This window comes from Burkholderia cenocepacia, from assembly GCF_900446215.1.
GTDB classification, from domain to species: domain Bacteria; phylum Pseudomonadota; class Gammaproteobacteria; order Burkholderiales; family Burkholderiaceae; genus Burkholderia; species Burkholderia cenocepacia.
This window is the reverse complement of sequence record NZ_UAQZ01000013.1, coordinates 78,549-102,155: the sequence shown is the minus strand read 5'-3', so window position 1 is coordinate 102,155 and position 23,607 is coordinate 78,549. Positions and strand designations below refer to the sequence as shown.

The window sequence follows — 23,607 nt, the reverse complement described above, 5'->3', positions numbered from 1 at the left end:
GACATCGCGCGGCCCGTTTGGAGAGAGACATGCCCCAATCGCTTCCCGCCGAAGCGACGCTCGCGCACGCGAGCGCGTCGGCGCCGACTTCCGCATCCGCCTTCAGCGACGCGCTGCTGTTCCGCAAGATCGCGTGGCGGATCGTCCCGTTCCTGTTCCTCTGCTACGTCGTGTCGTTTCTCGACCGCATCAACATCGGCTTCGCGCAGTTGCAGATGAAGCACGATCTCGGCTTCAGCGATGCGATGTACGGCCTCGGCGCCGCGGTGTTCTACGTCGGCTACGTGTTCTGCGAAGTGCCGAGCAACATGCTGCTCGCGCGCTTCGGCGCGCGCCGCACGTTCACGCGGATCATGCTGCTGTGGGGCCTCGCGTCGACCGGGATGATGTTCGTGTCGCAGCCGTCGCATTTCTACGTGCTGCGCTTCCTGCTCGGCGTGTTCGAGGCCGGCTTCTTCCCCGGCATCGTGCTGTACCTGACCTACTGGTTCCCCGCGAACCGGCGTGCGGCGGCGATCTCGGTGTTCTTCGCGGGCGTCGCGGTGGCCGGTGTGCTCGGCGGCTTGTTGTCCGGCTGGATCATGCGCGACATGAGCGGCGTGCTCGGGCTGCACGGCTGGCAATGGATGTTCGCGATCGAAGGGGCGCCGGCGATCCTGCTCGCGTTCGTTGCGTTCACGTTGCTCGTCGACCGGCCGCAGGACGCGCCGTGGCTCACGTCCGACGAAAAGGCGCGCGTCGCCGCGCTGTGCGCCGAAGGCCGCGCACACGGCAATGCGCACGACGGCCGCAGCGTGATGACCGCGCTCGCGAATCCGCGCGTGTATCTGTTCGCGTTCATCTATTTCTCGCTGACCTGCGCGTCGCTGACGCTCAACTTCTGGATGCCGCTGATGATCCGCGACTTCGGCGTGACCGACGTCGTCGCCGTGAGCCTCTACACGGTCGTGCCGAATGCGGTGGGCGCGGTCGGGTTGGTGCTGATCGCGCGCCGCTCGGACCGCACCGGCGAACGCCGCAAGCACTTCGCGTGCTGCACGATCGGCGGCGGCCTCGCGCTCGCGGCGCTGACGCTGCACCTGCACAGCTTCGCGGCGATGCTCGCGTGCCTGTCGATCGCGGCCACGCTGATCTTCGCCGCGCTGCCGATCTTCTGGGCCGTGCCGACCCGCTACCTGTCCGGCAATGCCGCCGCGGCCGGGATCGCGTTGATCAGCAGCATCGGGATCACGAGCGGCATCGTCAGCCCGTGGGTGATCGGGATGATCCGCACGCGCACCGGCAGCATGGATCTCGCCGTGTACCTGCTGGCCGCGCTGCTGGTGGCGAGCGGCGTGGCGCTGATGCTCGGCGTGAAGGGCGAGGGCGCGCGGCGCGGCTGAACGTCGGCTTCGGCCGGTCGCCGTCGGCGGGCGGCGGCGACCGGCGTTGCACGTCCTGCCCGCTCCCTGTTGACTTCCGTGGAGGAGACGATCGATGTCAGCCCCTCTCCCGGCAGACGCCGCGCATGCCGCAGCGTCCGGCCCTCGTGCGTCAGACCACGACGCGCTGTACCGCCGCATCGGCATGCGCATCGTGCCGTTCCTGTTCGTCTGCTACATCGTGTCGATCCTCGATCGCAGCAACATCGGCTTCGCGCAGTTGCAGATGCGGCAGGATCTCGGCCTCACCGACGCGATGTACAGCCTCGGCGCGGTGCTGTTCTTCGTCGGCTACGTGCTGTTCGAGGTGCCGAGCAACGCGTTGCTGCGCCGCTTCGGTGCAAGACGCACGTTCGCGCGGATCATGTTCCTGTGGGGCGCGGTGTCGGTCGCGATGATCACCGTCGACAGCGCAAGGCAGTTCTACGTGCTGCGCTTCCTGCTCGGGCTTTTCGAGGCCGGCTTTTTCCCGGGCGTCGTGTTCTACCTGACGTACTGGTATCCCGCGCGCCGTCGCGCGTCGGTGCTGTCGATCTTCTATGCGGGCGTCGCGGTGGCCGGGATGGTCGGTGGACTGCTGTCGGGCTGGCTGATGCGCGGGATGTCCGGCGTGCTCGGTCTGCACGGCTGGCAATGGATGTTCGCGATCGAGGGCGCGCCGGCGCTCTTGCTCGGCGTGACGGCGTGGTTCTGGCTGTGCGATCGCCCCGAACACGCGCGCTGGCTGTCCGACGACGACCGGCGGCGGCTCGCGGCCGACCTCGCCGCCGATCGCGCGGAGGCACCCGCGCACGCGGCTTCGTCGCTGCGGCAGGTGCTGGCCGAGCCGCGCACCTACCTGTTCGCGTTCATCTATTTCTCGCTGACGACCGCGCTGCTGATGCTGCTGTTCTGGATGCCGCTGATGATTCGCGAATTCGGCATTCACGACGTGGTTCACATCAGCCTGCTGTCAATCGTGCCGAACGCGATCGGCGCGGCCGGCCTGATCGCGATCGCGCGGCGCTCGGACCGCAAGCGCGAACGCCGCCGGCATTTCGCCGCATGCGCGTTCGGCGGTGCGGTGGCGCTCGCGTTGCTGACGCTGCATCTGCCGAGCATCGTCGCGATGATGGCGCTGCTGTCGATCGCGGCGATGCTGATCTTCGCCGCGCATCCGGTGTTCTGGGCCGTGCCGTCCGCGTATTTCGCGGGTGCCGGTGCGGCAGGCGGCATTGCGCTGATCAGCAGCATCGGCGTATCGAGCGGGATGATCACGCCGTGGATCGTCGGCGTGATCCGCACGCGCACCGGCAGCATGGATTCGGCGATGCTGATGATCGCCGGATTGCTGGCCGCGTGCGCGGTCGCGATGCTGCTGGGCGTGCGTGCCGCACCGCGCGACGCGGGTCCCGCCGGCAATCAGCGCGCCGCGGTGTAGCGCGGCGCGGGCGTATCGGCCGACAGGTGCGGCGCCATCGTGCGGCGCGCGGCCTCGTATGCGTCCCATTCGTCGCCCGCGTGCAGCGACGGGATCGTCACGAGTTCGCCGCGCTCGAACCCGACCAGCGCCGCATCGACCATGTCCTGCGCGGTCATCACGATTTCCTTCGGCAGGTGCTCGAGCGGCAGGCCGCCCGTCTGCCAGAAATCGGTGGCCGTCGCGCCGGGCAGCACGGCCTGCACCTGCACGCCCTTGCCGGCGAGCTCGTGATGCAGCGACTGGCTGAACGCGAGCACGAACGCCTTGCTGCCGCCGTACACGCCGTTCAGCGTTTCCGGCGAAATCGCGACGATCGACGAAATGTTGATCACCGCGCCGCGGCCGCGTGCGACGAAGCCGGGCACCGCCGCATAGGTCAGGCGCGTGAGCGCGGTCACGTTCAGGTCGATCATCCGCGTCATCGCGTCGACGTCGCTGTCGAGCAGCGGCGCATGCGTGCCGATGCCCGCGTTGTTCACCAGCAGCGTGATGCTCGCGTCCTGTTTCAGCTTGGCCTCGACGGCGGCGAGCGCCGCGCGGTCGTTGAGGTCTGCGTCGACGATCTCGACGCTGCGCTGCGTGTCGTTCGTGATGCGCTCGGCGAGGGCGCTCAGGCGCTCGCGGCTGCGCGCGACCAGGATCAGGTCGTAGCCGCGGCGCGCGAGGCGGTCCGCGTAGACGGCGCCGATGCCCGACGACGCGCCGGTAATGAGGGCGGTACCGCGATGGGCTTGCGTCATGATGTACTCCGTTTCGATGAGGATGGCCGGATGGCGTGAAAGCATTCTGGCCTCGAAGCGCTTCGACACAAATGACGTAGATGGGTATGATTCCGGACATCGCAGCGATCGACACGGGACCGGAGGACGCACATGCACCGAATCGGCTTTTTGATCAGCGACGGCTTCCAGATCATGGCGCTCGCCGCGCAGTCGGTGTTCGAGTACGCGAACATGGGTCTGGAGAAGCCGTTCTACGCGATGGACAACTATTCGGTCGACGGCGGCGACGTGCGCTCGTCGCTCGGGCTGCCGGTCGCCACGCGCGCGCTGCGCGGGCGGATCGGCGTCGACACGTGGATCGTCGCGGGCGTCAACGATCCGCTCGCCGCGCCGGCGCCGGCCGGCGTCGTCGCCTATCTGCGCCGCGCGAATACGCGTGCGCGGCGGATCGCCGGCATCTGCACGGGGGCGTTCGTGCTGGCCGAGGCCGGGCTGCTCGCGCAGCGTCGCGCGACCACGCACTGGGCGTTCGGCCGCGACATGCAGCGGCATTACCCGGAGATTCGCGTCGAGGACGACCGGATCTATATCGTCGACGGCCCGATCTGGACGTCGGCCGGGATGACGGCCGGGCTCGATCTCGCGCTCGCCATGGTGGAAAAGGATCTCGGCGCCGATGCCGCGCGGTCGGTCGCGCACAAGCTGGTGATGCACCAGCGCCGGGCCGGCGGCCAGTCGCAGCATTCGGAAATGCTCGATCTCGCGCCGAAATCCGACCGGATCCAGAACGCGCTCAACTACGCGCGGCAAAACCTCGGCCGCGCGCTGACCGTCGAGGATCTGGCCGAGGCCGTGCACCTGAGCCCGCGCCAGTTCAGCCGCATATTTACGCTCGAGACCGGACAGTCGCCGGCGAAGGCGATCGAGCGGCTGCGGCTCGAAGCGGCGCGGCTGATGATCGAACAGAGCCGCCATCCGCTCGACGTGATCGCGCAGGAGAACGGTTTTCGCGACCGCCGGCACATGCGCGAGGCGTTCGTGCGCGGGTTCGGCGTGCCGCCGCAGGCGCTGCGGCGCGACGCGCGGGCGGACGAGCGGGAAACGGGCTGACGAGCGCGGCCGCCCGCCGCCGGCGCGAGTCGGAAAAAGCGCGCAGAATCTCGTCGACATGCTTCGCGAGGAGACACGATGCACGCCGTACCGTTCGACATTGCGATACCTGATCAAGCGCTCGATGATCTGCGCCGGCGCCTGCGCGACGCGCGCCCGCCGACGCTGACCCCCGCCGAGCCCTGGCAGCAGGGAGTGGACGGCGCATGGCTGCGCGAGCTGGTCGCGTACTGGGCCGGGGGCTTCGACTGGCGTGCGCTCGAGCGTGCGCTGAACCGGCTGCCGCAGTTCGTCGCGGACGTGGACGGGCAGCGCGTGCATTTCATCCATCGGCGTGGCGCGGGACCGACACCTTATCCGCTCGTCATCACGCACGGCTGGCCGGGCTCCGTGTTCGAATTCGATGCGCTGCTCGATCGGCTGTGCGACCCGGCGGCATTCGGCGGCGATCCTGACGACGCGTTCGACGTGGTCGTGCCCTCGCTGCCCGGTTTCCTGTTCTCGCCGGCGCCGGCGGCCCCCGGCATGTCGGCGTTTCAGGTCGCCGATCGCTGGGCCGGGTTGATGGCCCGCCTCGGGTATCGACGCTTCGGCGCGCAGGGCGGCGATATCGGCGCGGCCGTGTCGGTGGCGCTCGGCGCGCAACATGCCGACAGGGTGGACGGTGTCCATCTGAACTACCTGCCCGGCAGCTACGAGCCGGCGATCGACCCGGCCGCGCCGCTGACCGACGAAGAGCAGGCATTCCTGAAGCAGCGCACCGACTGGGTCGCGATGGAAGGCGGATACGCGCACGTGCACGCGACGAAACCGCAGACGCTGGCCGTCGCGCTCAACGATTCGCCGGCCGGGCTGGCCGCCTGGATCGCCGAGAAATTCCGCACGTGGAGCGATTGCGACGGCGACGTCGCGCGGCGGTTTTCGCACGACACGCTGCTGACGGGCATATCGCTCTACTGGTTCACCGGCTGCATTGGCTCGTCGATGCAGATGTATTGGGAAAACCGGCTGCAGCCGATGCGCTTCGCGCCGGGGCAACGCGTGGCGGCGCCCGTTGGCTTCGCGCGCTTTCCGAAGGAGATCAGCCGTCCGCCGCGCAGTTGGCTCGAACGCGTGTTCGACGTGGTGCAGTGGACCGACATGCCGAGCGGCGGCCATTTCGCGGCGCTGGAGGAGCCGGACTTGCTCGCCGACGATATTCGGCGGTTTTTCCGGCGTTTCCGGTAACGGGCGGGCAGCCCGCTCGGCGGAAACCTGGGCCGCAGGGCGCTCGCGCGGTTCAGGCGTGACGGGAGCCGGCGCGATGCGAATCGCGTCGCGCCGCCGCCGCGTGTCTTATCGCGTGACGAACGCCGTGGCCGCATCCGGCGCCGTACGCGCATGCTTGCGCTGGCGCAGCAGCGCGACGCGGCAGTTCTCGCGCGCCGTTTCGCGGCCGTCGTCGTCGAGCAGCACGAGGTCGCCGCGCATCACGTTCAGCGTGATCACGTCCTCGCCCGGCGCGCCGAGGGTTTCCGGCGTGTGCACCGAGCCGGCCGGTTCGAGCACCGTCGAGCCGGCGTGCGCGATCCAGTCGTATTCGCGGTAACGCCACGCACCCTGCAGCGTATGGACGAACACCTCGCCGTCGTGACGATGGCGCGGCAGCGTGCCGCCGGCCGACATCTTCAGCAGCGCGGTCAGCGTGTCCTCGGCCGCATTGATGTGCAGGTACTTGATCGCGAGCCCCGGCAGGTCGGCGCTCATCGGCAGCCACGGCAGCGCGTCGCCGGGCAGGCAGGAGATCGGCGGCAGGTCGGTGGAGAGCGGGGCGGACGGCTGCGTCATGGCGGAAGGCGGAGCGGAAACGGAAAGAAGCCCGCATTATCGCAGAGCCGGATCACGCGGCCGAACGGAGGCGGCGCCGCGGCGAAGGCCGGCACGGCGGGGGCGATCCTTACACGCCGAAATATACAGTCAAACTGTACAGTTTGACTGTCGATGTGCTATCTTGAATTCATGAACGCGCCATCGTCTCCCCCCGACCCACTCCCGCTGGCCGGTCTCGCCGGCGAACTCCGCATCTCGGTCGGCAAGCTGATGCGGCGGCTGCGGGAACAGACCCATCCGAACGACCTCACGTCCTCGCAGAAATCGGTGTTGCTGCGGCTCGACCGCGACGGCCCGGCGACCGTGTCGGCGCTTGCGCGTGCCGAAAGCGTGCGCCCGCAATCGATGCGCGTGACGGTCGCGACGCTCGAGGCGCTCGGCGCGGTCGCCGGCGCGCCCGATCCGAGCGACGGCCGGCAGACGCTGATCGCGCTCACGCCCGGTTTCCGCAAGGTGCTGCAAGCCAACCGCGCGGCCAAGGACGACTGGCTGTTCCGCGCGCTGCACGCGCAACTGTCGGTGGCGGAACAGGCCGAGCTCGCGGCGGCCGTGAAGCTGCTGCAGCGGCTCGCCGAATTCCAGGACCCGGCGCGTCCGTGAACCGCTCCGATCCACTCGCCGCAAGGACAATCCGTGCATGAACTTCCTGCCTCTCGTGTCGTACTTCTTCGGCGGTGCGTTTCTCGCGAACGTCGTGCCGCATCTCGTCAGCGGGCTGCGCGGCGAGCCGTTCCAGACGCCGTTCGCGAATCCGCCCGGCCGCGGGCTGTCGTCGTCCACCGTGAACGTGGTGTGGGGCGTCGTGAACCTCGTCATCGCGTATGCGCTCGTGTGCCGGGTCGGCGATTTCGACCTGAAGCGCACGGCCGACGCCGCGGCGCTCGGCCTCGGCATCCTGGTGCTCGGCCTGTTCCTCGCGCGGCGCTTCGGCGCGCTGCACGGCGGCAACGAGCCGGACCGGGAGCGGCCATGAGCGTGCCGGCCGCGGGCGTATTTCGCTCGCTTCGCAGTTTCAACTATCGCGTGTGGGCGATCGGCTCGCTGGTGTCGAACATCGGCACGTGGATCCAGCGCACCGCGCAGGACTGGCTCGTCCTCACGCAACTCACGCATCACGATGCCTCGGCGGTCGGCACGGTGATGGCGCTGCAGTTCGGGCCGCAACTGCTGCTGTTGCCGTGGACCGGCTACGCGGCCGACCGCTGCGACCAGCGCAAGCTGCTGATGGCGACGCAGGCGCTGATGGGCGCGCTGGCGCTCGTGCTCGGCGTGCTGACGGTCACCGGCGCCGTGCGGCTCGAGCACGTGTATGTGTTCGCGTTCCTGTTCGGCTGCGCGTCGGCGTTCGACGCGCCGGTGCGGCAGACCTTCGTCGCGGAACTGGTTGGCGACCGCGAGCTCGCGAACGCGGTCGCGCTCAATTCGACGTCGTTCAATGCCGCGCGGATGGTCGGCCCGGCGGCGGCCGGGTTCCTGATCGCATCGGTCGGCACCGGCTGGGCGTTCCTCGCGAACGGGCTCAGCTTCTTCGCGGTGCTGGCGTCGCTGTCGCGGCTGCGGGAGGACGAGCTGCGCGCGAACGTGCGGGCGGATCGCGCGCGCAGCAGCCTGCTCGACGGGTTCCGCTACGTGTGGCGCCGCCCGGACCTGACGGCGATCCTCGTGATGCTGTTCCTGATCGGCACGTTCGGGCTCAATTTCCAGCTGTTCATTTCGACGATGGCCGCCAGCGTGTTTCACGTCGACGCGCGCGGGTTCGGGTTCCTGTCGTCGATGATGGCGGTCGGCACGATCTCGGGCGCGCTGCTCGCCGCGCGCCGCGAGCAGCCGCGGTTTCGTCATCTGTGGATCGGCGCGACGCTGTTCGGGCTCGGCTGCACGTTCGCCGCGCTGGCGCCCGGCTACTGGTCGTTCGCCGCGGCGCTGGTGCTGACGGGCATCGCCGCGATCACCTTCATGAACTCGACCAACAGCCTGATGCAGCTGTCCACCGAGCCGGCGATGCGCGGCCGCGTGATGGCGCTGCGCCTCGCGGTCGCGTTGGGCGGCACGCCGATCGGCGCGCCGGTGGCCGGCTGGGTGGCAAACCATCTCGGCCCGCGCTGGGCGCTCGGCGTCGGCGCGGCGTCCGGCTTTGCGGCCGCGCTCGTCGCGACCCATTTCGTCGCGCGCAAGCGGGCACAGCCGCGTACGGGCGGCGACGCCACCTGACCGGACCGCAAGCCGCGGCTACGCCGCCGGCCGTGCCGCCGCATGCGCGGCGTCGAGGCACGACTGGAACAGCAGCGCCGCCCGCGACGGCCGCGGCGAGCGCCGCAGCAGGCTCACGAACCGGCAACGGTAATTGAACCGGTGCGGCGCGATCGGCTGCATCAGCCCCTTGTTTTCGAAACTCTCCGCATAGTGATCGGGCAGGAAGCCGAGATAGCGGCCCGACAGAATCAGCGTCGCGATCGATTCCTGGTCCGATGCGGTCGCGCTGCGGGTGAGCTTCGCGCGATGGCTCAGCTCCATGTTCGGCGAATGGAAACCCAGCCCGGCGAACGCGTGGTTGCGGATCGTCGTCCACGTAAGCTTGCCGTGCGGCGCATCGAATAGCGGATGCTGGCGGCCGCAGTAGAGCAGCATCCGTTCGTCGAACAGCTCCGAATACACGAGGCTGCCCGAGTTGCGGTGCACGGGAATGATCCCGACCTGGTAACTGCCGTCGATGATCCCGCGCTCGACCTCGTTGATCGACGCGACGTGCAGGTTCAGCGTGACGTCGGGCGCTTCGTCGGCGAACTGGCGGATCGCGTCGCCGAGGCGGGCATTCGCGTTGGTGGCCGTCTTGTCGAATACCGCGATGTGAAGTTCTCCGCCCATCCGGTCGTGAATGCCGTCGATCCTGCTGCGAAATGCTTCCATCGACGCGAGCAACCGCAGCGTCTCCTCGTACACCGTCTGCCCCTCGGGCGTCAGCGTGAAGCCCGCGCGGCCGCGCCGGCACAGCACGAGGCCGAGCCGCGTTTCCAGATCCTTCACGTGCCGGCTGATCGTCGAGATGCCGATATTCAGTTCCAGTTCGGCCGCCGCCATCCCGCCGCACTGCACGACGCCCTTGAAGACCCGCAGCAGACGGAGATCCATGTCGCTGAGCTGCCCGAGCAGCGCGCGGCTCTTCGGTTTCTTTGCTTGCATAGTTGAGCAAGTGAACATTGATATTGCGATATTCAAAAGACTAATTGTCGTCCCGACAATGTGCAACATCATCACAAGGAGGAGGGGCGCGCCGCGCCGACCGACATGACCGACATCACCACCGCCCAGCACGACGACACGAACCTCCGCACCGACGCCGCCTGGCTCGATGCGCACTGGATGCCGTTCACGGCCAACCGTCAGTTCAAGGCCGATCCGCGCATGATCGTGTCCGGCAAGGGCGCGTATTACACCGACGCCGAAGGCCGCAAGATCTTCGACGGCCTGTCGGGCCTCTGGTGCACGGGCCTCGGTCACGGCCGCACGGAAATCGTCGAGGCCGTGAGCCGCCAGGTCGCGCAGCTCGACTACGCGCCGGCCTTCCAGTTCGGCCATCCGAAATCGTTCGAACTCGCCAACAAGATCAAGGAACTGACGCCGGCCGGCCTCGACTACGTGTTCTTCACGGGTTCGGGCTCGGAAGCGGCCGACACGTCGCTGAAGCTGGCCCGCGCGTACTGGCGCGCGAAGGGCAAGGGCACGAAAACGCGCCTGATCGGTCGCGAGAAGGGGTATCACGGCGTGAACTTCGGCGGCATCTCGGTCGGCGGGATCGGACCGAACCGCAAGCTGTTCGGTCAGGGCCTCGATGCCGATTTCCTGCCGCATACGCAACTGGCCGAGAACAGGTTCTCGCGCGGCATGCCCGAGCACGGCGCCGAGCTGGCCGACCGCCTGCTCGAGCTGATCGCGCTGCACGACGCGTCGAACATCGCGGCCGTGATCGTCGAGCCGTTCTCCGGTTCGGCGGGCGTGGTCGTGCCGCCGAAGGGCTATCTGAAGCGCCTGCGCGACATCTGTACCGCGCACGACATCCTGCTGATCTTCGACGAGGTCATCACGGGCTTCGGCCGCGCCGGCGCGATGACGGGCGCCGACGCATTCGGCGTGGTGCCGGACATCATGAACTTCGCGAAGCAGGTGACGAACGGCGTGCAGCCGCTCGGCGGCGTGATCGCGACGAAGGAAATCTACGACACGTTCATGGCCGCGGGCGGCCCCGAGTACATGCTCGAGTTCCCGCACGGCTACACGTATTCGGCGCATCCGGTCGCGTGCGCGGCCGGCGTCGCGGCGCTCGACCTGCTGGTGAAGGAAGACGCGGTGGCCCGCGTGCGCGATCTCGCGCCGCATTTCGAGGCGGCCGTGCACGGGCTGAAGGGCCAGCGCCACATCGCGGACATCCGCAACTACGGGCTGGCGGCCGGCCTGACGATCGCCGCGCTGCCGGGCGAGCCGGCACGGCGCCCGTACGAGATCGCGATGCGCTGCTGGGCGAAGGGCTTCTACGTGCGTTACGGCGGCGACACGATCCAGCTCGCGCCGCCGTTCATCGCCGAGAAGCGCGAGATCGACAACCTGGTCAACGCGCTGTCCGACGCACTGAACGAAGTGGACTGAGCCACCGCTCGCCCGCAGCGATAACCGAATTCACGAAAGAGCCCGAAACATGAAACACGACAGCAATGTGACTTCCACCGTCGGCCACCTGATCGACGGCAAGCGCGTCGACGGCGGCAGCCGCGTCCAGCCGGTGTTCGACCCGGCCACCGGCGAATCGCACAAGAGCGTCGCGCTCGCCGACAAGCTGACCGTCGAAGCCGCGATCGCGTCCGCGCAGGCCGCGTTCCCGGCGTGGCGCAACACGCCGCCGCTGAAGCGTGCCCGCGTGATGAGCCGCTTCAAGACGCTGCTCGAGGAACACGCCGACGAGCTGTGCGCGCTGATCACGGCCGAGCACGGCAAGGTGCTCGCCGACGCGATGGGCGAACTGCAGCGCGGGATCGAGAACGTCGAATACGCGACCTACGTGCCCGAGTTGCTGAAAGGCGAGCACAGCAAGAACGTCGGCCCCGCGATCGATTCGTGGAGCGAGTTCCAGGCGCTGGGCGTCGCGGCCGGCATCACGCCGTTCAACTTCCCGGTGATGGTGCCGCTGTGGATGTGGCCGATGGCCGTCGCCTGCGGCAACACGTTCGTGCTGAAGCCGTCCGAGCGTACGCCGTCGTCGACGCTGCGCATGGCCGAGCTCGCGCTCGAGGCCGGCCTGCCGCCGGGCGTGCTGAACGTCGTGAACGGCGACAAGGAAGCGGTCGACACGATCCTGACCGATCCGCGCGTGAAGGCCGTGAGCTTCGTCGGCTCGACGCCGATCGCCGAATACATCTACTCGACCGGCTGCGCGCACGGCAAGCGCGTGCAGGCGCTCGGCGGCGCGAAGAACTTCGCGGTCGTGATGCCGGATGCGGACATCGGCAATGCGGTGAACGCGCTGATGGGCGCCGCGTACGGCTCGTGCGGCGAGCGCTGCATGGCGATTCCGCTCGTCGTCGCGATCGGCGACGAAACGGGCGACAAGGTCGTCGCGGGGTTGAAGGCCGAGATCGAGAAGATGAAGGTCGGCCCGGGCAGCGGCGCGGGCGTCGACATGGGCCCGCTCGTCACGAAGCAGCATTTCGAGAAGGTGACGGGTTTCGTCGAAGCGGGCGTGGCAGCCGGCGCGACGCTCGTCGTCGACGGTCGCGGCGTGAAGGTCGACGGCCATGACGGCGGCTACTACCTCGGCCCGTGCCTGTTCGACAACGTGAAGCCCGGCATGCCGATCTACCAGCACGAGATCTTCGGGCCGGTGCTCGGCGTGATCCGCCTGAAGTCGCTCGACGAGGCGATGGCGCTGATCGATGCGCACGAGTACGGCAACGGCACGTGCCTGTTCACGCGCGACGGCGAGGCTGCGCGCTATTTCGGCGACAACATCCAGATCGGCATGGTCGGCATCAACGTGCCGCTGCCGGTGCCGGTCGCATACCACTCGTTCGGCGGCTGGAAGCGTTCGCTGTTCGGCGACCTGCATGCCTATGGTCCGGACGCCGTGCGGTTCTACACGAAGCGCAAGACGATCACGCAACGCTGGCCGTCGGCCGGCGTGCGCGAGGGGACGGTGTTCAGCTTCCCGTCGAGCCGCTGAGCCCACGCGCGCACCGGCTGCATGCGGCCGGTGCGACGTGCGAAGCGGCCGGAGCCCGCCCCGATCGACGATCGGGGGCGGGCTTTTTTACGTCCTCGCGAAATGCGCGGAAGGCGGCGAAAGAAGGCTTACGGCGCGACCACGTGCCACACGTTCTTGAAGTTGTCGCCGTTGCGCTCGCCCTGTTTCATGTCCTTCGAGAAGAAGTACAGCGGCTTGCCCTTGTACGCCCATTGCGGGCTGCCGTCGTCGCGCTTGACGATCGTGTAGGGCCCGACCGGTACGTCGGTCGCGCTGGCCTTGTAGGGTGGCCACAGGGTTTCGCATGGGCCTGTACAGGCGCTGGTGCCGGCGTTGGGCTTGTCCTTGTCGAATGCGTAGACGGTCATGCCGTTGGCGGCGACGAGCGCGCCGTTCTCGACTTTCGTGATCGAACCTTGGGCCGAGGCCGAGGCGGACGCCATGGCGAGCAGGACGGAGCTGACGAGCAGCGCAGCTTTCATGTGTGCCTCCTGGTAGTCGGTGGGCGGGCGCGATCGCGTGCACGGGCGAGCGTGCGCGACGACCGCGGTGAATGGCGCCGGAACGCAAGGCCGTTGCCGCGGCGGGCGACGCACGGTCGAACGGCGGCAAACGGGGGCGCTTCATTCACGATAGGAGGTTTTTGGCGGGGCTGCGAGAAGATCGGGGGGCGTATCGGCCCGACGTATGCAGCACGCAACGGCATGGCGGGCGCCTGCATCCGGTATTCGGCATCCGTCCCCGAACGCGGCGCACGCCGACGCATCAGCGGTTCGCGCGATTGGTCAGTGCGACGCCCGCGATCACGAGTGCGCCGCCGGCCAGCATCGACGGCGACAGCGGCTCGCCGAGCAGCACGACCGACAGCAGCACGCCGAACACCGGCACCAGGTTGGTGAACACGGCCGCGCGGGCCGGCCCGAGGAGGCGGATGCCCTGCGAATACCAGACGAACGCGATCACCGTGCCGACGGCGCCGAGATAGAGCATCGATGCGACGGCCTGCCACGTCAGCGGCGTGCCGCCAGTCGCCGTCGCGTCGAACAGGTGCGTGACGAGCAGCAGCGCGAGGCCCCAGAGCGCCGCGTACGTGGTGGCCGCGAGCGGCGACAGCCCGTCGAGCGCGCGCCGGCCGATCACGGTGTAGGCGGCCCAGCTCAGCACCGCGCACAGCATGAAGCGTTCGCCGGCGCCGAACGTATTGCCGAGATCGGTCAGCACGCGCAGCCAATCGCCGCGGCTGATCACGACCAGCGCGCCGCACAGCGCGACCGCGATGCCGGCCCAGCGCGACAGCGACAGGCGTTCGCGCACGACGACCGACAGCAGCACGGCGGTGGCGACCGGATTCAGTGCGACGAACAGCGCGGTGCGCCCGGCCGGCATCCGCGCGAGCGCCGCGAAAAAACACACGTTGTACAGGAAGATGCCGGTCGCGCCGAGGCCGAACGTCGTCACGATCTGGCGTCCGCTGAGTGTCGGCAGCCCGCCTTCGACCTGCCAGGTCAGCACGACCAGCAGCAGCGCGGCGATCGCGAAGCGTCCGGTGGCCGCCGAGGTCGCGGACATCGTCGCGGCGAGGATCCGGCCTGCGATGAACGTGCCGCCCCAGAACAGCGCGACGAGCGTGAGCTTCACGTAGATGGCCGCGTGCGGCCGGGGGGCGACGACGCTGGCGGGCGGGGCGGGAGCATTCATGTGGCGTGCAATCTCGAAAGGAAGCGTGTGCCGCGAGGCGTGCGTGGCCGCGCGCGGCTAAACGATGCCGAACCGCGCGATGGCCGGCCTGCGGGCCGATTCAGGGAAGGGGGGCTGGGCGGGCGTCGTCAGCGAAACGCGGGCGCCGACGCGAGCGCGGTGAGCACGGCCGGCATCGCGAGCGCGGCGGCGATCGTCTGGAACGCGGTGATGCCGGCCATCAGCGGCGCGTCGCCGCCGAGCTGGCGCGCCATGATGTACGACGCCGACGAGGTCGGCAGCGCCTGGAACAGCAGCGCGACGGTCAGCGCCGCGTCGCCGAGCCCGAACAGCCGGCCGGCCGCGAACGTGATGAGTGGCATCGCCACGAACTTGAACGCCGATGCGACCCACACCGGCTGCCACCATGCGCGGGCCGCATCGAATGTCAGCGCCGCGCCCACGCACAGCAGGCCGAGCGGCATCGACGCGGCGCCGAGCGCCCGCACGGCCGGCTCGACGGCGGCCGGAAACGCCACGCCGCCGGCCTGCATCGCCATCCCGAGCGCGCAGGCGACGACGAGCGGATTCGACAGGATCTGCCGCACGAGCGCGGCCGCGCCGAGCCGCGTGTCGCCGTAGCGCGCGAAGACCAGCACGCACATCAGGTTGACGGTCGGCACGATCGCCGCGACGCAGACGGCCGCGAGTGCAATGCCCTTCGCACCGAACAGCCCGGCGGCGAGCGCGGTGCCGACATAGTTGTTGAAACGCACGGCGCCCTGGAACACCGACGTGAAGCCGGCGCCGTCGACCCGCACGAACCGGCGGACCAGCAGAAGAAGCGCCGCGGCGAATGCGGTCGAACCGACCAGCGCCGCCGCGAGCGGTAAAACGGGCAACGATTGCAGCCGCGCATTCGCGAGGCCGTCCGCGAACAGCGCGGGCAGCAGCACGTAGTAGCAGAGCCGCTCGGCGTGCGGCCAGAACGCTGCGGCGATGAAGCCGGTGCGCCGCAGGCCATGACCGAACGCGACCAGCAGCGCGACCGGCGCGAGCGCGAGCAGGATCGGGCCGATCATCGGCGCGCCTTCATGCGGGTCGTGCCGGAGCGCCGGCGCGGCCGGCAGGCAACGCAGCGGAACGACGCGGGAATCCATCCGGCGGACGACATGGCGACATGCAATCGAAAGAGTGACGATGCCGCCAAGTTAACACGCGCAAGCAACAGGAATAATGGTGAATTATCGGGTGTTCAATGAGAAATTCTCATCGATGACGCGGTCACTTCGGCGGCCAGCGCGCGGGCGAAACGTTCGGCCGGACGCGACTGGTGTTCGAGCAGGACGACCGCGCGGCCCATCTGCGGCCGGCCGAACGGCAAGCGCGTGACCGGCGGCAGGCGCGCGAGCGTCGCGTCGGGGAGCGCGACGATCGCCGCACCGAGCCCGCGCGCCACCATGCGCGCGATCGTTTCCGCGCTGTCCAGCACCATCTCCTCGCGCACGCGCACGCCGATGCGGCGCAGCTCGGCGGCGATCATCCGGCCGGCCCACGCCTGCGCGTCGAAGCGGATGAACGGCAGCGCATCGAGCAGCGCGCCCGCGTCGCGTTCCGCATGACCGGGCGGCGCGAGCAGCCAGAAGCGATCCTCGTACAGCGTGGTCCACGTCAGTTCCGTCGGGTGCGGGCGCACCGGGCGCGTCGTGATCGCCGCGTCGAGCTCGCCGGCCGCGACGCGGTTCGCGAGTTCCACCGACATGCCGGCCGACACGTGCACGCGCAACGACGGATGCGCGGCACGCAGCGCGAGCAGCGCGTCGGGCAGCGGGCCGGACAACGCGGTCTGGATCGCGCCGATCCGCAGCCGGCCGACCAGCTTCTTCTCGTCGCTGAGCGCATCGGGAATCCGGTCGACCATCGCGAGCACCTGCTCGGCCTGCGCGAGCAGGATGTTGCCGGCTTCGGTGAGCACCGGCTGCCGGCGCGAACGGTCGAACAACTGCACGTTGTATTCGCTTTCGAGCGTCTTGATCTGCAGGCTCACCGCCGATTGGGTGAGGCCGATGGCTTCGCCGGCGCGCGCGAAGGTCCGGTAGCGGGCGATGGCGACGAGCGTTCTGAAGGCGCGGAGTGACATGGGCTCGGTGAGATGGACGAACGGGGACGGCACGCGGATTGCTCGACGATGCCGGTGGCGCAGTGGCGGCATGCCGCTCGGGGTGTCGACGACCGCCGAAGCGGACGGCTGGCGCCGGCACGCTGGCGGACATCATGCCCGTGCGTGCGGAAACGGGCAACCGACGCGCACCCCGGCCTGCGCCGACAGGCGCGGTGCGGGACCGGCGGATCGGCCGGTGCGTGCCTTCATGTATGCCGTCGTGCCGGACATGCACGCCGGTCCGCGCACGCGTGAGCGGCCGTGGCCGTGCGTGCCGCCCGTTTCCGTTTCATCGATGCGCCGGGGCGACGCGAGCCGTTGCGGTCACCCCGACCCTTCGCGGAGGTAACGACGATGCCAGACGATCCCGGTGAAGTCGCGCGTGCGAGCTATCGCGCGTATGTCGACAAGAACCGCGACGCGATCGAAGCGCTGATCGCGCCGGACTTCCATTTCACGAGCCCGCTCGACAACCGGCTCGACCGCGACGCGTATCTGGCGCGCTGCTGGCCGAACAGCGCGATGCTCGCAGGCTTCGAGTTCGTCGACGTGGCGGTGCATGGCGAATACGTGTTCGTCGTATACGAAGCCGTCACGACCGCCGGACGGCGGTTTCGCAACGCCGAGCGATTGCGCGTACGCGACGGCCGGATCGTCGAGGCCGAGGTGTATTTCGGCTGGTACGTGCCGCACCAGGCGCCCGATGGCGGGTTCATCGAGGCGGGCGGGTGAAGGCAGTCGCGTGCATCGGCGCACTCATCCCGCCGCGTCCTCGCCCAGCGCCTGGATGAACCGCGAAAACAGCTCCGGTTGCGACGAAATTCCGAGCTTTGCATACACATGCCGTCGATGCACCTTCACCGTTTCCGGTGAAATCGCGAGCCGCTCGGCGATCGCCTTCGACGAATTGCCGCGCAGCACCATGCGCGCGATCGACATCTCGCGGTCGGTCAGCACGCCCGCGCCGAAGCGCGCGAGCGCCTGCTCGACACGTGCGCCGAGATCGGCGTCGGGCATCACGCGCGCGGCATCGCCCACCAGCCGCCAGTGCTGCCGGATCGCCGCGAGCACCCACGGCATCGCGGCCGTCAGCTTGCCGAGCGGCTCGACGTCGAAGCGCGTCGACGCACCGAGCGACAGCGACAGCAGCGTGTCGGCATTCGGCCGCACGAGAATCTGGATCTCGTCGTCGCCGACCGCGTCGCGGAAATAGCTGAGGAAATACTCGCTCTGCCGGAACAGGTCGGGCGCGACTTCCTCGAGCCGGTAGCAACCGTCGGCGAGCCCGTCGTGCGCGGCCTGCAGGAACGGATCGAGCAGATAGACGCCGTTCAGGTAGAGCGGCACGGGCGACGCGCTGTCGGTGCCGCCGGTGTCGTATTCGTCGAGCACGAGCGGCACGCCGTCGCTGCCGACCGCGGTCGCGAGCGCGTTGTCGAACGGCACCATTTCATTGAGCAGCAGCACCAGGAACCGCCAGAAGCGCGGCTGGCCGAGATGATCGATTGCGCGGCCAAGCGCCTGGTGCATTGCGATTTCCGAAAAGAGACGATCCATACCACCACCGGAAGGGCGTAACACGAAGGGGGAATAGCGGTCCTGAAATTGGCTTCCTAGACTGCCACGCAATCAATCGGGCCCGAGTATGGGTTGTCAAAAAAGAGCAGCATAGGCGCAGGAGAACGAAATGGCGATGATGTCGGAATCGACGGGCAGCGTGCAAGCGGCGCCCGCAATGGAAGACGCGCCGCGCGCGCTGTCGCAGACGCTCAGCGTGCGCGACGCAGTGATGATCACCGTATCGGGCGTGACACCGGCCAGCTCGATCTTCGTGATCGCGCCGTTCGCGATCCAGCAGGCCGGCAGCGGCGCCGTGCTGTCGTTCGTGCTCGGCGGCGTGCTCGCGCTCGCGTTCGCGCTCTGCTATGCGGAACTCAGCGCTGCGCATCGCAGTGCGGGCGGCGAATACGTGATGGCCAAGCGCGTGTTCGGCACGCTGCCCGGCTACCTGACCTTCATTACGGTGCTGTCGGTCAGCGTGTTCATCCCCGCCGTGCTCGCGAGCGGCGCCGCGCCATACCTGAACAACGCGCTCGGCACGCACTTCAGCAACCAGTCGGTCGCGCTGACGATCGTGCTGCTCAGCTATCTGCTCGGCATGCTGAACATCAAGACGAACGCCTGGATCACCGGCGCGTTCCTGGTCGTCGAAATCGGCGTGCTGATGCTGATCGCGGGGCTCGGCTTCGGGTCGCCGCATCGCGGCGCCGAAGTGCTGATCGCACCGGTCGTCGCGAGCGGCAATGCGCTCGTGCCGGCGACGCTCGCGGCCATCGTGCCCGCGATCGGCACCGCGATCTTCTGCTACAACGGCTTCGGCTCGGCCGCGTATCTCGCGGAAGACCTGCGCGGCGGCAACCGCAACGTCGCGAAGGCGGTGATCTATTCGCTGCTCGTGATCCTCGTCGTCGAACTGGTTCCGCTCACCGCGATCGTGCTGGGTGCGCCGTCGCTGACGGAACTGACGAAGAGCGCCGATCCGATCGGCTATGTCGTGCGCTCGCTGAGCAATCCGGCCGTGTCGCGGGTGGTCAGCGGCGGGATCTTCCTGTCGGTGTTCAACGCGATCATCGCGATCGTGATCACGATGGGTCGCCTGCTGTACAGCAGCGGCCGGCATGCGCTCTGGTCGCGCACCTGCAACCGCGCGTTCTCGGCGATCCATCCGCGCCTCGAATCGCCGTGGCTGGCGACGATCGCGCTCGCGATACCGTCGGCCGGGCTCGTGTTCGTGTCGAGCCTCGACGAGCTCACCGCGTTCACGGTCGACCTGTTGCTGCTGATCTACCTCGTCGTCGGGCTGGCCGCGCTCGCGAGCCGGTTCGTGCGCCGCGACGTCGAACATCACTACCGGATGCCGCTGTGGCCCGTGACGCCGCTCGTCGCGGTGGCGGGCGCCGCGTATACGCTGGTCACGACGTTGGCCACCGCGACGAAGCCGACCGACCTGATCATCATCGCGGGGCTGCTGGTCGCGGCACTCGTGATGTACGTGGCCTGGGCGCGCCACAGCGAAGCGTTCCGCGCGCTCTGAGCACCGGATCGACACCTTGCAGCACCGATATACCGAACCATTGAAAGACGGGAGGAATTGCATCATGCGCACGAGGGATCTCGGCATCCGCATCGGACTCGGCACGCCGGGCCGCTTCAACGCGATCACGGACGTACCGGGCGTGCGGGTCGGACATTGCACGCTGAACGTCGAGAACGGCGACGCGTCGATCCGCACCGGCGTCACCGTGATCGAGCCGCGCGCGGGCGCCGTGCACGATTCGCCGTGCTTCGCGGGCGTGCACGTGCTGAACGGCAACGGCGACGCGACCGGGCTCGAATGGATCCGCGAAGCGGGCCTGCTGACGACGCCGATCGCCTATACGAACACGCACAGCGTCGGTGCGGTACGCGACGCGCTGGTCGCGAACGAACGCGAAGCGGCGGCCGGCCGCGTGTACTGGTGCATGCCGGTCGTGATGGAAACCTACGACGGACTGCTGAACGACATCTGGGGGCAGCACGTGAACGCCGCGCACGTGCAGCGCGCGCTGGCCGCCGCGCAATCGGGGCCGGTCGCCGAAGGCGGCGTGGGCGGCGGCACCGGCATGATCTGCCACGAGTTCAAGGGCGGCATCGGCACCGCATCGCGCGTGCTGGCGGACGAGGCGGGCGGCTGGACCGTCGGCGCGCTCGTGCAGGCGAACTACGGCGTACGCGAGATGCTGCGCGTGGCCGGCTACCCGGTCGGCGAAGTGCTGCGGCACGTGCATTCGCCGTTCCGCGACGCGGACGCGAAAGGCGAGGCCGGCATGGGCTCGATCGTCGTCACGATCGCGACCGACGCACCGTTGCTGCCGCATCAATGCACGCGTCTCGCGCAGCGCGCGAGCGTCGGGCTCGCCCGCGTCGGCGGCGGCACCGAGGATTCGAGCGGCGACATCTTCCTCGCGTTCGCCACCGGCAACGACGGCTTGCCGGCCGCGAACTACGGCAGCAAGGGTACGCCGACCACCGGCGTGCAAATGGTCAACAACGACCATATTTCCGCGTTGTTCGTCGCGGCGGCCGAAGCAGTGGAGGAGGCGATCGTGAATGCGCTGGTCGCGGGCGGCGACGTCGCGTCGCGCGGGGCGCGGGTCGAGGGGCTCGGGCCGGCGCGCTTGCTGGATGCGTTGCGCGAAGTGGGTTGGCGGCCGGGGCGCGGCGCCTGAAACGGCAAGCGCCGCTTCAATCGAAGCGGCGTGGGGCGGAACGGCGATGCGGCGATCGGCCGGACCGCCGTCCGCCCGCGCAGGTCATGCGCGCGGTGCGGGCGATACGGGCCTGGCCGTGACGACGCGGCGTCATGCTCAGCTGCCGAAATAGATGTTGCAGAAGCTGACGGGGCCGACGCAGGCATTCGGGTCTTCCTGCTTCGATTGCGCACGATCGACGCGGCCGGCGGCCTTGATCGCCTCGGCGCGGTTCGCCTGTTGCGGTGCGACGTCTGCCGGCGCCGGCTGTGCGTGGGCGACAGCAGCGGTGAGCGACAGGGCAACGAGGGCGAGGTGCAGCGGTTTCATTTGAGTTCTCCTGGGTGAGTGCCAGTCTCGCTGGCAGTGAGGAAACTATAGGCTCGCACTGCTTAAAGATTAATCACCGCGGCTGTAGAGCTTATTTCCATCCGGAACAACGATCCCGTTGCGCGCGCATCGGCCTTCAATGGCGGTGCCGGTTGAACGGCGCGTCCTTGTCGAGCAGCGCGCTGCGCATGAAGTGCAGGCAGCCGACGATCCGCTGCATGCTGCGACGCGCGTCGGGCACCGCGTACCACGCCTGCAGCGTGTGCTGCGCCGCGCGGATCGCGAGATTCACGGATTTCAGCGTGCGTGCATGGTGGCCGGGCGTCGGATCGTCGAAGAAGCGTGGCAGTTCGTTCAGCACCGCGTCGATCGAACCGGTCCAGCGCAGCGTCTGCGGCGGTTTCGACGCGCAGAACGCGTGCAGTTCGTCGCGCAGGTCGATCACCGCATGGCCGACCTCGAGCGTCGACAGCATCCAGCGCATCGCATCGCGATGCTGCCGCGTGCGGCGTACCAGCAGCGTCCGCAGTTGCGCCATCAGGTCGTGCGTGCTCGACTGGAAGCGCTGCGCGAGGCCGTCCGGCGAGCCTTCGCATGCGAGCGTCACCTGGCGGCGCAAGTCGTGCGCGATCCGGCCGGTGAGCCAGGGCATGTGGGTCGGGAACACGACGGCGAACACGAGCGAGCACGCGAGCATCGCGACGACGATCGCCAGCCCGTTGTTGATCAGCACTTCCGGCGTATACGCGATCGCGTTGTCGGGGCCCGCGAGCAGACAGAAAAACACCGCGAAGCCGATCCCGTAGCCGGACAGGCCCGGCCGCATCGCGAGGAACGCGCCGAGGCCGAGCACCGGCGCGAGCGCCGCGCACAGCAGCGGAAAGCCGTCGATGTTCGGATAGACGTAGCACAGGAACAGGTAGCCGACCGCGGTCGCGAACGCCGCGCCGACGCTCATCTGCGCGACGAATTTCGGCGCGCGCGGCGAGGTCGAGCTGAGCGCGCATGCGATCGCGGTGGCGATCACCGCGAGCGAGCCGCTCGGCCATTCGGACGCGATCCAGAATGCGCTCATCGCACCGACGGCCACCACCGTGCGCAGGAAGGCGAAGCCGACGAAGAACGCATTGGTCTTCACCGCGTAATGCGTGACCGAGCGCTCGAATGCGTGGTCGTCCTGATCGAGCGACGCGTAGGTATCGACGTAGCCGAGATATTCGCCGATGAACCGGTACAGCAGCTCGATCGCGGTATCGAAGTCGAGCAGGCCGCCGGCCGCATGGTCCTCGATGGCCCGTCGCGACGCGCGCGCGGCCTTCGGCAACGCACCATGGAAGCGGCGCAGTTCGAGCAGCGCGCCGGTGGCCGGTGCGATGCCGTGCTGGCGTTCGTCGCGCAACGCGGCGAAGCGCAGCGCGAGCGCGTCGACGTGCGGCGCCAGCGCGTCGAGCACCGCGTCCGAATGATTCGCGCGCAGCCGTTTGACGAGCTGGTGCAGCGCATGCAGCCGCGTGCATGCGTTCATGAACTCGCTGTTCAGCCGCGCGAGCCGGCGGCTGCGCGCGCGAATGTGCGGGTCCTCGAACGACGCGAACGCGCGGTTGGCTTCGAAGCCGACGATGTCGTCGACGAAATCGGCGAAGCGCCGTTCGAAATCGCCGCGCGCGACGTCGCCCGCCAGCGCGCCGGCCGTGAACGCCGCGAACGTCGCGTGGCGCGCGCTCAACGAGCGCATCAGCGCCTTCGCGGAACTCAACGGCAGGATCAGCGCGCTGACCGCGCCCGAGCACGCGATGCCGAGTGCGACTTCCGCGGCGCGCGTGAGCGCGGACTGGAACAGCGTCTGCGGCGTCATCACGGCCGGCAGGCCGATCAGCGCGGCCGTGTAGCCGGCGAGCACGAAGCCGTACCAGCGGAAGTGGCGGTTGCGCACCGCGAGGGCGATGCAGCCGCCGATCCACAGCGTGATGCCGGCCATGTACAGCTCCGGCTGCTGCGCGAACAGCCCGCCGAGCGCGAGCGCGCCGACGAGGCCGGCCGCCGTGCCGAGCACGCGATAGAAGCTCTTCGCGAACACCATGCCCGACAGCGGCTGCATCAGCACGAACACGGTCGTCATCGCGGTGCGCGGCTGCGACATCTCGAGACGCATCGCGATGCCCATCGCCAGCAGCGCCGCGAGCACCGTTTTCGCGAGATGCAGCCAGATCAGCCCGTCGGTCGCGGCCCAGTCGCGCGCCGCGTTGCCGAGCGGATCGAGCCATGGCCTCCATCGTGCCGGTTCGATGGAAGATCGCTCGATCGCAGGTTGTGGCTTCATGAAAAGAGGGGGCCGGC

The 23,607-nt window shown here is 68.8% G+C and carries 22 protein-coding genes; 12 read left to right on the top strand and 10 right to left on the bottom strand.

Going from position 1 to position 23,607, the window contains the following annotated elements:
* Positions 1 to 29 precede the first annotated feature (29 nt).
* Together DTA15_RS23055 and DTA15_RS23050 are read left to right on the top strand one after the other, a co-directional pair.
* Entirely contained in the window at positions 30 to 1,382 is a 1,353-nt protein-coding gene (locus DTA15_RS23055) for an MFS transporter (protein WP_006482652.1), read from the top strand.
* Between the two features lie 94 nt (positions 1,383 to 1,476).
* Positions 1,477 to 2,841, top strand: coding sequence for an MFS transporter (locus tag DTA15_RS23050; protein WP_006482653.1), 1,365 nt, complete (start codon positions 1,477 to 1,479; stop codon positions 2,839 to 2,841).
* Here DTA15_RS23050 and DTA15_RS23045 read toward each other — a convergent pair.
* Positions 2,823 to 3,623, bottom strand: coding sequence for an SDR family NAD(P)-dependent oxidoreductase (locus DTA15_RS23045; protein ID WP_006494925.1), 801 nt, complete (start codon positions 3,621 to 3,623; stop codon positions 2,823 to 2,825). The genes DTA15_RS23050 and DTA15_RS23045 overlap by 19 nt on opposite strands.
* 132 nt (positions 3,624 to 3,755) lie before the next feature.
* Between DTA15_RS23045 and DTA15_RS23040 the strand changes: the two genes are divergently transcribed.
* Both DTA15_RS23040 and DTA15_RS23035 read left to right on the top strand, forming a co-directional pair.
* Positions 3,756 to 4,715, top strand: coding sequence for a GlxA family transcriptional regulator (locus DTA15_RS23040; protein WP_006482657.1), 960 nt, complete (start codon positions 3,756 to 3,758; stop codon positions 4,713 to 4,715).
* Positions 4,716 to 4,793: 78 nt separating this feature from the next.
* On the top strand, positions 4,794 to 5,942 hold the full coding sequence (locus DTA15_RS23035) for an epoxide hydrolase family protein (protein ID WP_006482661.1): 1,149 nt from the start codon (positions 4,794 to 4,796) through the stop codon (positions 5,940 to 5,942).
* Between the two features lie 108 nt (positions 5,943 to 6,050).
* Here DTA15_RS23035 and DTA15_RS23030 read toward each other — a convergent pair whose 3' ends face one another.
* A complete protein-coding gene (locus DTA15_RS23030; RefSeq protein ID WP_006482651.1) occupies positions 6,051 to 6,542 on the bottom strand; it encodes a 2,4'-dihydroxyacetophenone dioxygenase family protein in 492 nt (163 codons plus the stop codon).
* A gap of 153 nt (positions 6,543 to 6,695) precedes the next feature.
* Between DTA15_RS23030 and DTA15_RS23025 the strand changes: the two genes are divergently transcribed.
* The 3 genes from DTA15_RS23025 to DTA15_RS23015 are packed head-to-tail and all read left to right on the top strand — an operon-like array spanning position 6,696 to position 8,795.
* The gene (locus tag DTA15_RS23025) at positions 6,696 to 7,184 is read left to right on the top strand and encodes a MarR family winged helix-turn-helix transcriptional regulator (protein WP_006482659.1); all 489 of its coding nucleotides are present in this window, start codon (positions 6,696 to 6,698) and stop codon (positions 7,182 to 7,184) included.
* 37 nt (positions 7,185 to 7,221) lie between these two features.
* Positions 7,222 to 7,557: a hypothetical protein gene (locus DTA15_RS23020; RefSeq protein ID WP_006482655.1), complete on the top strand. Its 336-nt coding sequence runs from the start codon at positions 7,222 to 7,224 to the stop codon at positions 7,555 to 7,557.
* A complete protein-coding gene (locus DTA15_RS23015) occupies positions 7,554 to 8,795 on the top strand; it encodes an MFS transporter (RefSeq protein WP_006493691.1) in 1,242 nt (413 codons plus the stop codon). Before DTA15_RS23020 ends, DTA15_RS23015 begins: the two co-directional genes overlap by 4 nt.
* An 18-nt stretch (positions 8,796 to 8,813) precedes the next feature.
* On the opposite strand, the gene DTA15_RS23010 is transcribed toward DTA15_RS23015, so the two are convergent.
* Entirely contained in the window at positions 8,814 to 9,764 is a 951-nt protein-coding gene (locus DTA15_RS23010; protein ID WP_006482841.1) for a LysR family transcriptional regulator, read from the bottom strand.
* 105 nt (positions 9,765 to 9,869) lie between these two features.
* Here DTA15_RS23010 and aptA point away from each other — a divergent pair, with 105 nt between their 5' ends.
* Both aptA and DTA15_RS23000 read left to right on the top strand, forming a co-directional pair.
* On the top strand, positions 9,870 to 11,225 hold the full coding sequence (aptA, locus tag DTA15_RS23005; RefSeq protein ID WP_012493315.1) for an omega-aminotransferase AptA: 1,356 nt from the start codon (positions 9,870 to 9,872) through the stop codon (positions 11,223 to 11,225).
* 49 nt (positions 11,226 to 11,274) lie between these two features.
* Positions 11,275 to 12,792, top strand: a complete 1,518-nt coding sequence (locus DTA15_RS23000; RefSeq protein WP_006482837.1) for a CoA-acylating methylmalonate-semialdehyde dehydrogenase — start codon at positions 11,275 to 11,277, stop codon at positions 12,790 to 12,792.
* 128 nt (positions 12,793 to 12,920) lie between these two features.
* Here the strand turns inward: DTA15_RS23000 and DTA15_RS22995 are convergent, their stop codons facing one another.
* The 4 genes from DTA15_RS22995 to DTA15_RS22980 form a co-directional block, all read right to left on the bottom strand.
* Positions 12,921 to 13,295, bottom strand: a complete 375-nt coding sequence (locus tag DTA15_RS22995; protein ID WP_006479101.1) for a COG4315 family predicted lipoprotein — start codon at positions 13,293 to 13,295, stop codon at positions 12,921 to 12,923.
* 283 nt (positions 13,296 to 13,578) lie between these two features.
* Positions 13,579 to 14,511 (bottom strand): DMT family transporter, encoded by a 933-nt coding sequence (locus DTA15_RS22990; protein WP_012493316.1) that lies wholly within the window; start codon positions 14,509 to 14,511, stop codon positions 13,579 to 13,581.
* 128 nt (positions 14,512 to 14,639) lie between these two features.
* Positions 14,640 to 15,572 (bottom strand): AEC family transporter, encoded by a 933-nt coding sequence (locus tag DTA15_RS22985; RefSeq protein WP_195765983.1) that lies wholly within the window; start codon positions 15,570 to 15,572, stop codon positions 14,640 to 14,642.
* A 173-nt stretch (positions 15,573 to 15,745) separates the two neighbouring features.
* The gene (locus tag DTA15_RS22980) at positions 15,746 to 16,630 is read right to left on the bottom strand and encodes a LysR family transcriptional regulator (protein WP_012493317.1); all 885 of its coding nucleotides are present in this window, start codon (positions 16,628 to 16,630) and stop codon (positions 15,746 to 15,748) included.
* A 375-nt stretch (positions 16,631 to 17,005) separates the two neighbouring features.
* Between DTA15_RS22980 and DTA15_RS22975 the strand changes: the two genes are divergently transcribed.
* Complete coding sequence (locus DTA15_RS22975; protein ID WP_006482852.1) at positions 17,006 to 17,383, top strand: nuclear transport factor 2 family protein; 378 nt, start codon at positions 17,006 to 17,008, stop codon at positions 17,381 to 17,383.
* Between the two features lie 24 nt (positions 17,384 to 17,407).
* Here the strand turns inward: DTA15_RS22975 and DTA15_RS22970 are convergent, their stop codons facing one another.
* The gene (locus DTA15_RS22970; RefSeq protein WP_006482848.1) at positions 17,408 to 18,208 is read right to left on the bottom strand and encodes a helix-turn-helix transcriptional regulator; all 801 of its coding nucleotides are present in this window, start codon (positions 18,206 to 18,208) and stop codon (positions 17,408 to 17,410) included.
* A 130-nt stretch (positions 18,209 to 18,338) separates the two neighbouring features.
* Here DTA15_RS22970 and DTA15_RS22965 point away from each other — a divergent pair, with 130 nt between their 5' ends.
* Both DTA15_RS22965 and DTA15_RS22960 read left to right on the top strand, forming a co-directional pair.
* Positions 18,339 to 19,745, top strand: a complete 1,407-nt coding sequence (locus DTA15_RS22965; protein WP_006482833.1) for an APC family permease — start codon at positions 18,339 to 18,341, stop codon at positions 19,743 to 19,745.
* 64 nt (positions 19,746 to 19,809) lie between these two features.
* On the top strand, positions 19,810 to 20,919 hold the full coding sequence (locus DTA15_RS22960) for a P1 family peptidase (RefSeq protein ID WP_006482834.1): 1,110 nt from the start codon (positions 19,810 to 19,812) through the stop codon (positions 20,917 to 20,919).
* Positions 20,920 to 21,057: 138 nt separating this feature from the next.
* On the opposite strand, the gene DTA15_RS22955 is transcribed toward DTA15_RS22960, so the two are convergent.
* Positions 21,058 to 21,270 (bottom strand): hypothetical protein, encoded by a 213-nt coding sequence (locus DTA15_RS22955; RefSeq protein WP_006482828.1) that lies wholly within the window; start codon positions 21,268 to 21,270, stop codon positions 21,058 to 21,060.
* A 136-nt stretch (positions 21,271 to 21,406) separates the two neighbouring features.
* Positions 21,407 to 23,590, bottom strand: coding sequence for an FUSC family protein (locus tag DTA15_RS22950; RefSeq protein WP_006482844.1), 2,184 nt, complete (start codon positions 23,588 to 23,590; stop codon positions 21,407 to 21,409).
* Between the last annotated feature and the right edge of the window lie 17 nt (positions 23,591 to 23,607).

What these genes read in the sequence shown, in the direction of transcription:
- DTA15_RS23010 (WP_006482841.1), bottom strand. Translation starts at nt 9,764, where the DNA reads ATGCAAGCAAAGAAACCGAAGAGCCGCGCGCTGCTCGGGCAGCTCAGC.
- DTA15_RS23035 (WP_006482661.1), top strand. Translation starts at nt 4,794, where the DNA reads ATGCACGCCGTACCGTTCGACATTGCGATACCTGATCAAGCGCTCGAT.
- DTA15_RS22980 (WP_012493317.1), bottom strand. Translation starts at nt 16,630, where the DNA reads ATGTCACTCCGCGCCTTCAGAACGCTCGTCGCCATCGCCCGCTACCGG.
- DTA15_RS22985 (WP_195765983.1), bottom strand. Translation starts at nt 15,572, where the DNA reads ATGATCGGCCCGATCCTGCTCGCGCTCGCGCCGGTCGCGCTGCTGGTC.
- DTA15_RS22955 (WP_006482828.1), bottom strand. Translation starts at nt 21,270, where the DNA reads ATGAAACCGCTGCACCTCGCCCTCGTTGCCCTGTCGCTCACCGCTGCT.
- DTA15_RS23015 (WP_006493691.1), top strand. Translation starts at nt 7,554, where the DNA reads ATGAGCGTGCCGGCCGCGGGCGTATTTCGCTCGCTTCGCAGTTTCAAC.
- DTA15_RS23020 (WP_006482655.1), top strand. Translation starts at nt 7,222, where the DNA reads ATGAACTTCCTGCCTCTCGTGTCGTACTTCTTCGGCGGTGCGTTTCTC.
- aptA (WP_012493315.1), top strand. Translation starts at nt 9,870, where the DNA reads ATGACCGACATCACCACCGCCCAGCACGACGACACGAACCTCCGCACC.
- DTA15_RS23030 (WP_006482651.1), bottom strand. Translation starts at nt 6,542, where the DNA reads ATGACGCAGCCGTCCGCCCCGCTCTCCACCGACCTGCCGCCGATCTCC.
- DTA15_RS23050 (WP_006482653.1), top strand. Translation starts at nt 1,477, where the DNA reads ATGTCAGCCCCTCTCCCGGCAGACGCCGCGCATGCCGCAGCGTCCGGC.
- DTA15_RS22975 (WP_006482852.1), top strand. Translation starts at nt 17,006, where the DNA reads ATGCCAGACGATCCCGGTGAAGTCGCGCGTGCGAGCTATCGCGCGTAT.
- DTA15_RS23045 (WP_006494925.1), bottom strand. Translation starts at nt 3,623, where the DNA reads ATGACGCAAGCCCATCGCGGTACCGCCCTCATTACCGGCGCGTCGTCG.
- DTA15_RS22995 (WP_006479101.1), bottom strand. Translation starts at nt 13,295, where the DNA reads ATGAAAGCTGCGCTGCTCGTCAGCTCCGTCCTGCTCGCCATGGCGTCC.
- DTA15_RS23000 (WP_006482837.1), top strand. Translation starts at nt 11,275, where the DNA reads ATGAAACACGACAGCAATGTGACTTCCACCGTCGGCCACCTGATCGAC.
- DTA15_RS23055 (WP_006482652.1), top strand. Translation starts at nt 30, where the DNA reads ATGCCCCAATCGCTTCCCGCCGAAGCGACGCTCGCGCACGCGAGCGCG.
- DTA15_RS22990 (WP_012493316.1), bottom strand. Translation starts at nt 14,511, where the DNA reads ATGAATGCTCCCGCCCCGCCCGCCAGCGTCGTCGCCCCCCGGCCGCAC.
- DTA15_RS23025 (WP_006482659.1), top strand. Translation starts at nt 6,696, where the DNA reads ATGTGCTATCTTGAATTCATGAACGCGCCATCGTCTCCCCCCGACCCA.
- DTA15_RS22970 (WP_006482848.1), bottom strand. Translation starts at nt 18,208, where the DNA reads ATGGATCGTCTCTTTTCGGAAATCGCAATGCACCAGGCGCTTGGCCGC.
- DTA15_RS22950 (WP_006482844.1), bottom strand. Translation starts at nt 23,590, where the DNA reads ATGAAGCCACAACCTGCGATCGAGCGATCTTCCATCGAACCGGCACGA.
- DTA15_RS23040 (WP_006482657.1), top strand. Translation starts at nt 3,756, where the DNA reads ATGCACCGAATCGGCTTTTTGATCAGCGACGGCTTCCAGATCATGGCG.
- DTA15_RS22965 (WP_006482833.1), top strand. Translation starts at nt 18,339, where the DNA reads ATGGCGATGATGTCGGAATCGACGGGCAGCGTGCAAGCGGCGCCCGCA.
- DTA15_RS22960 (WP_006482834.1), top strand. Translation starts at nt 19,810, where the DNA reads ATGCGCACGAGGGATCTCGGCATCCGCATCGGACTCGGCACGCCGGGC.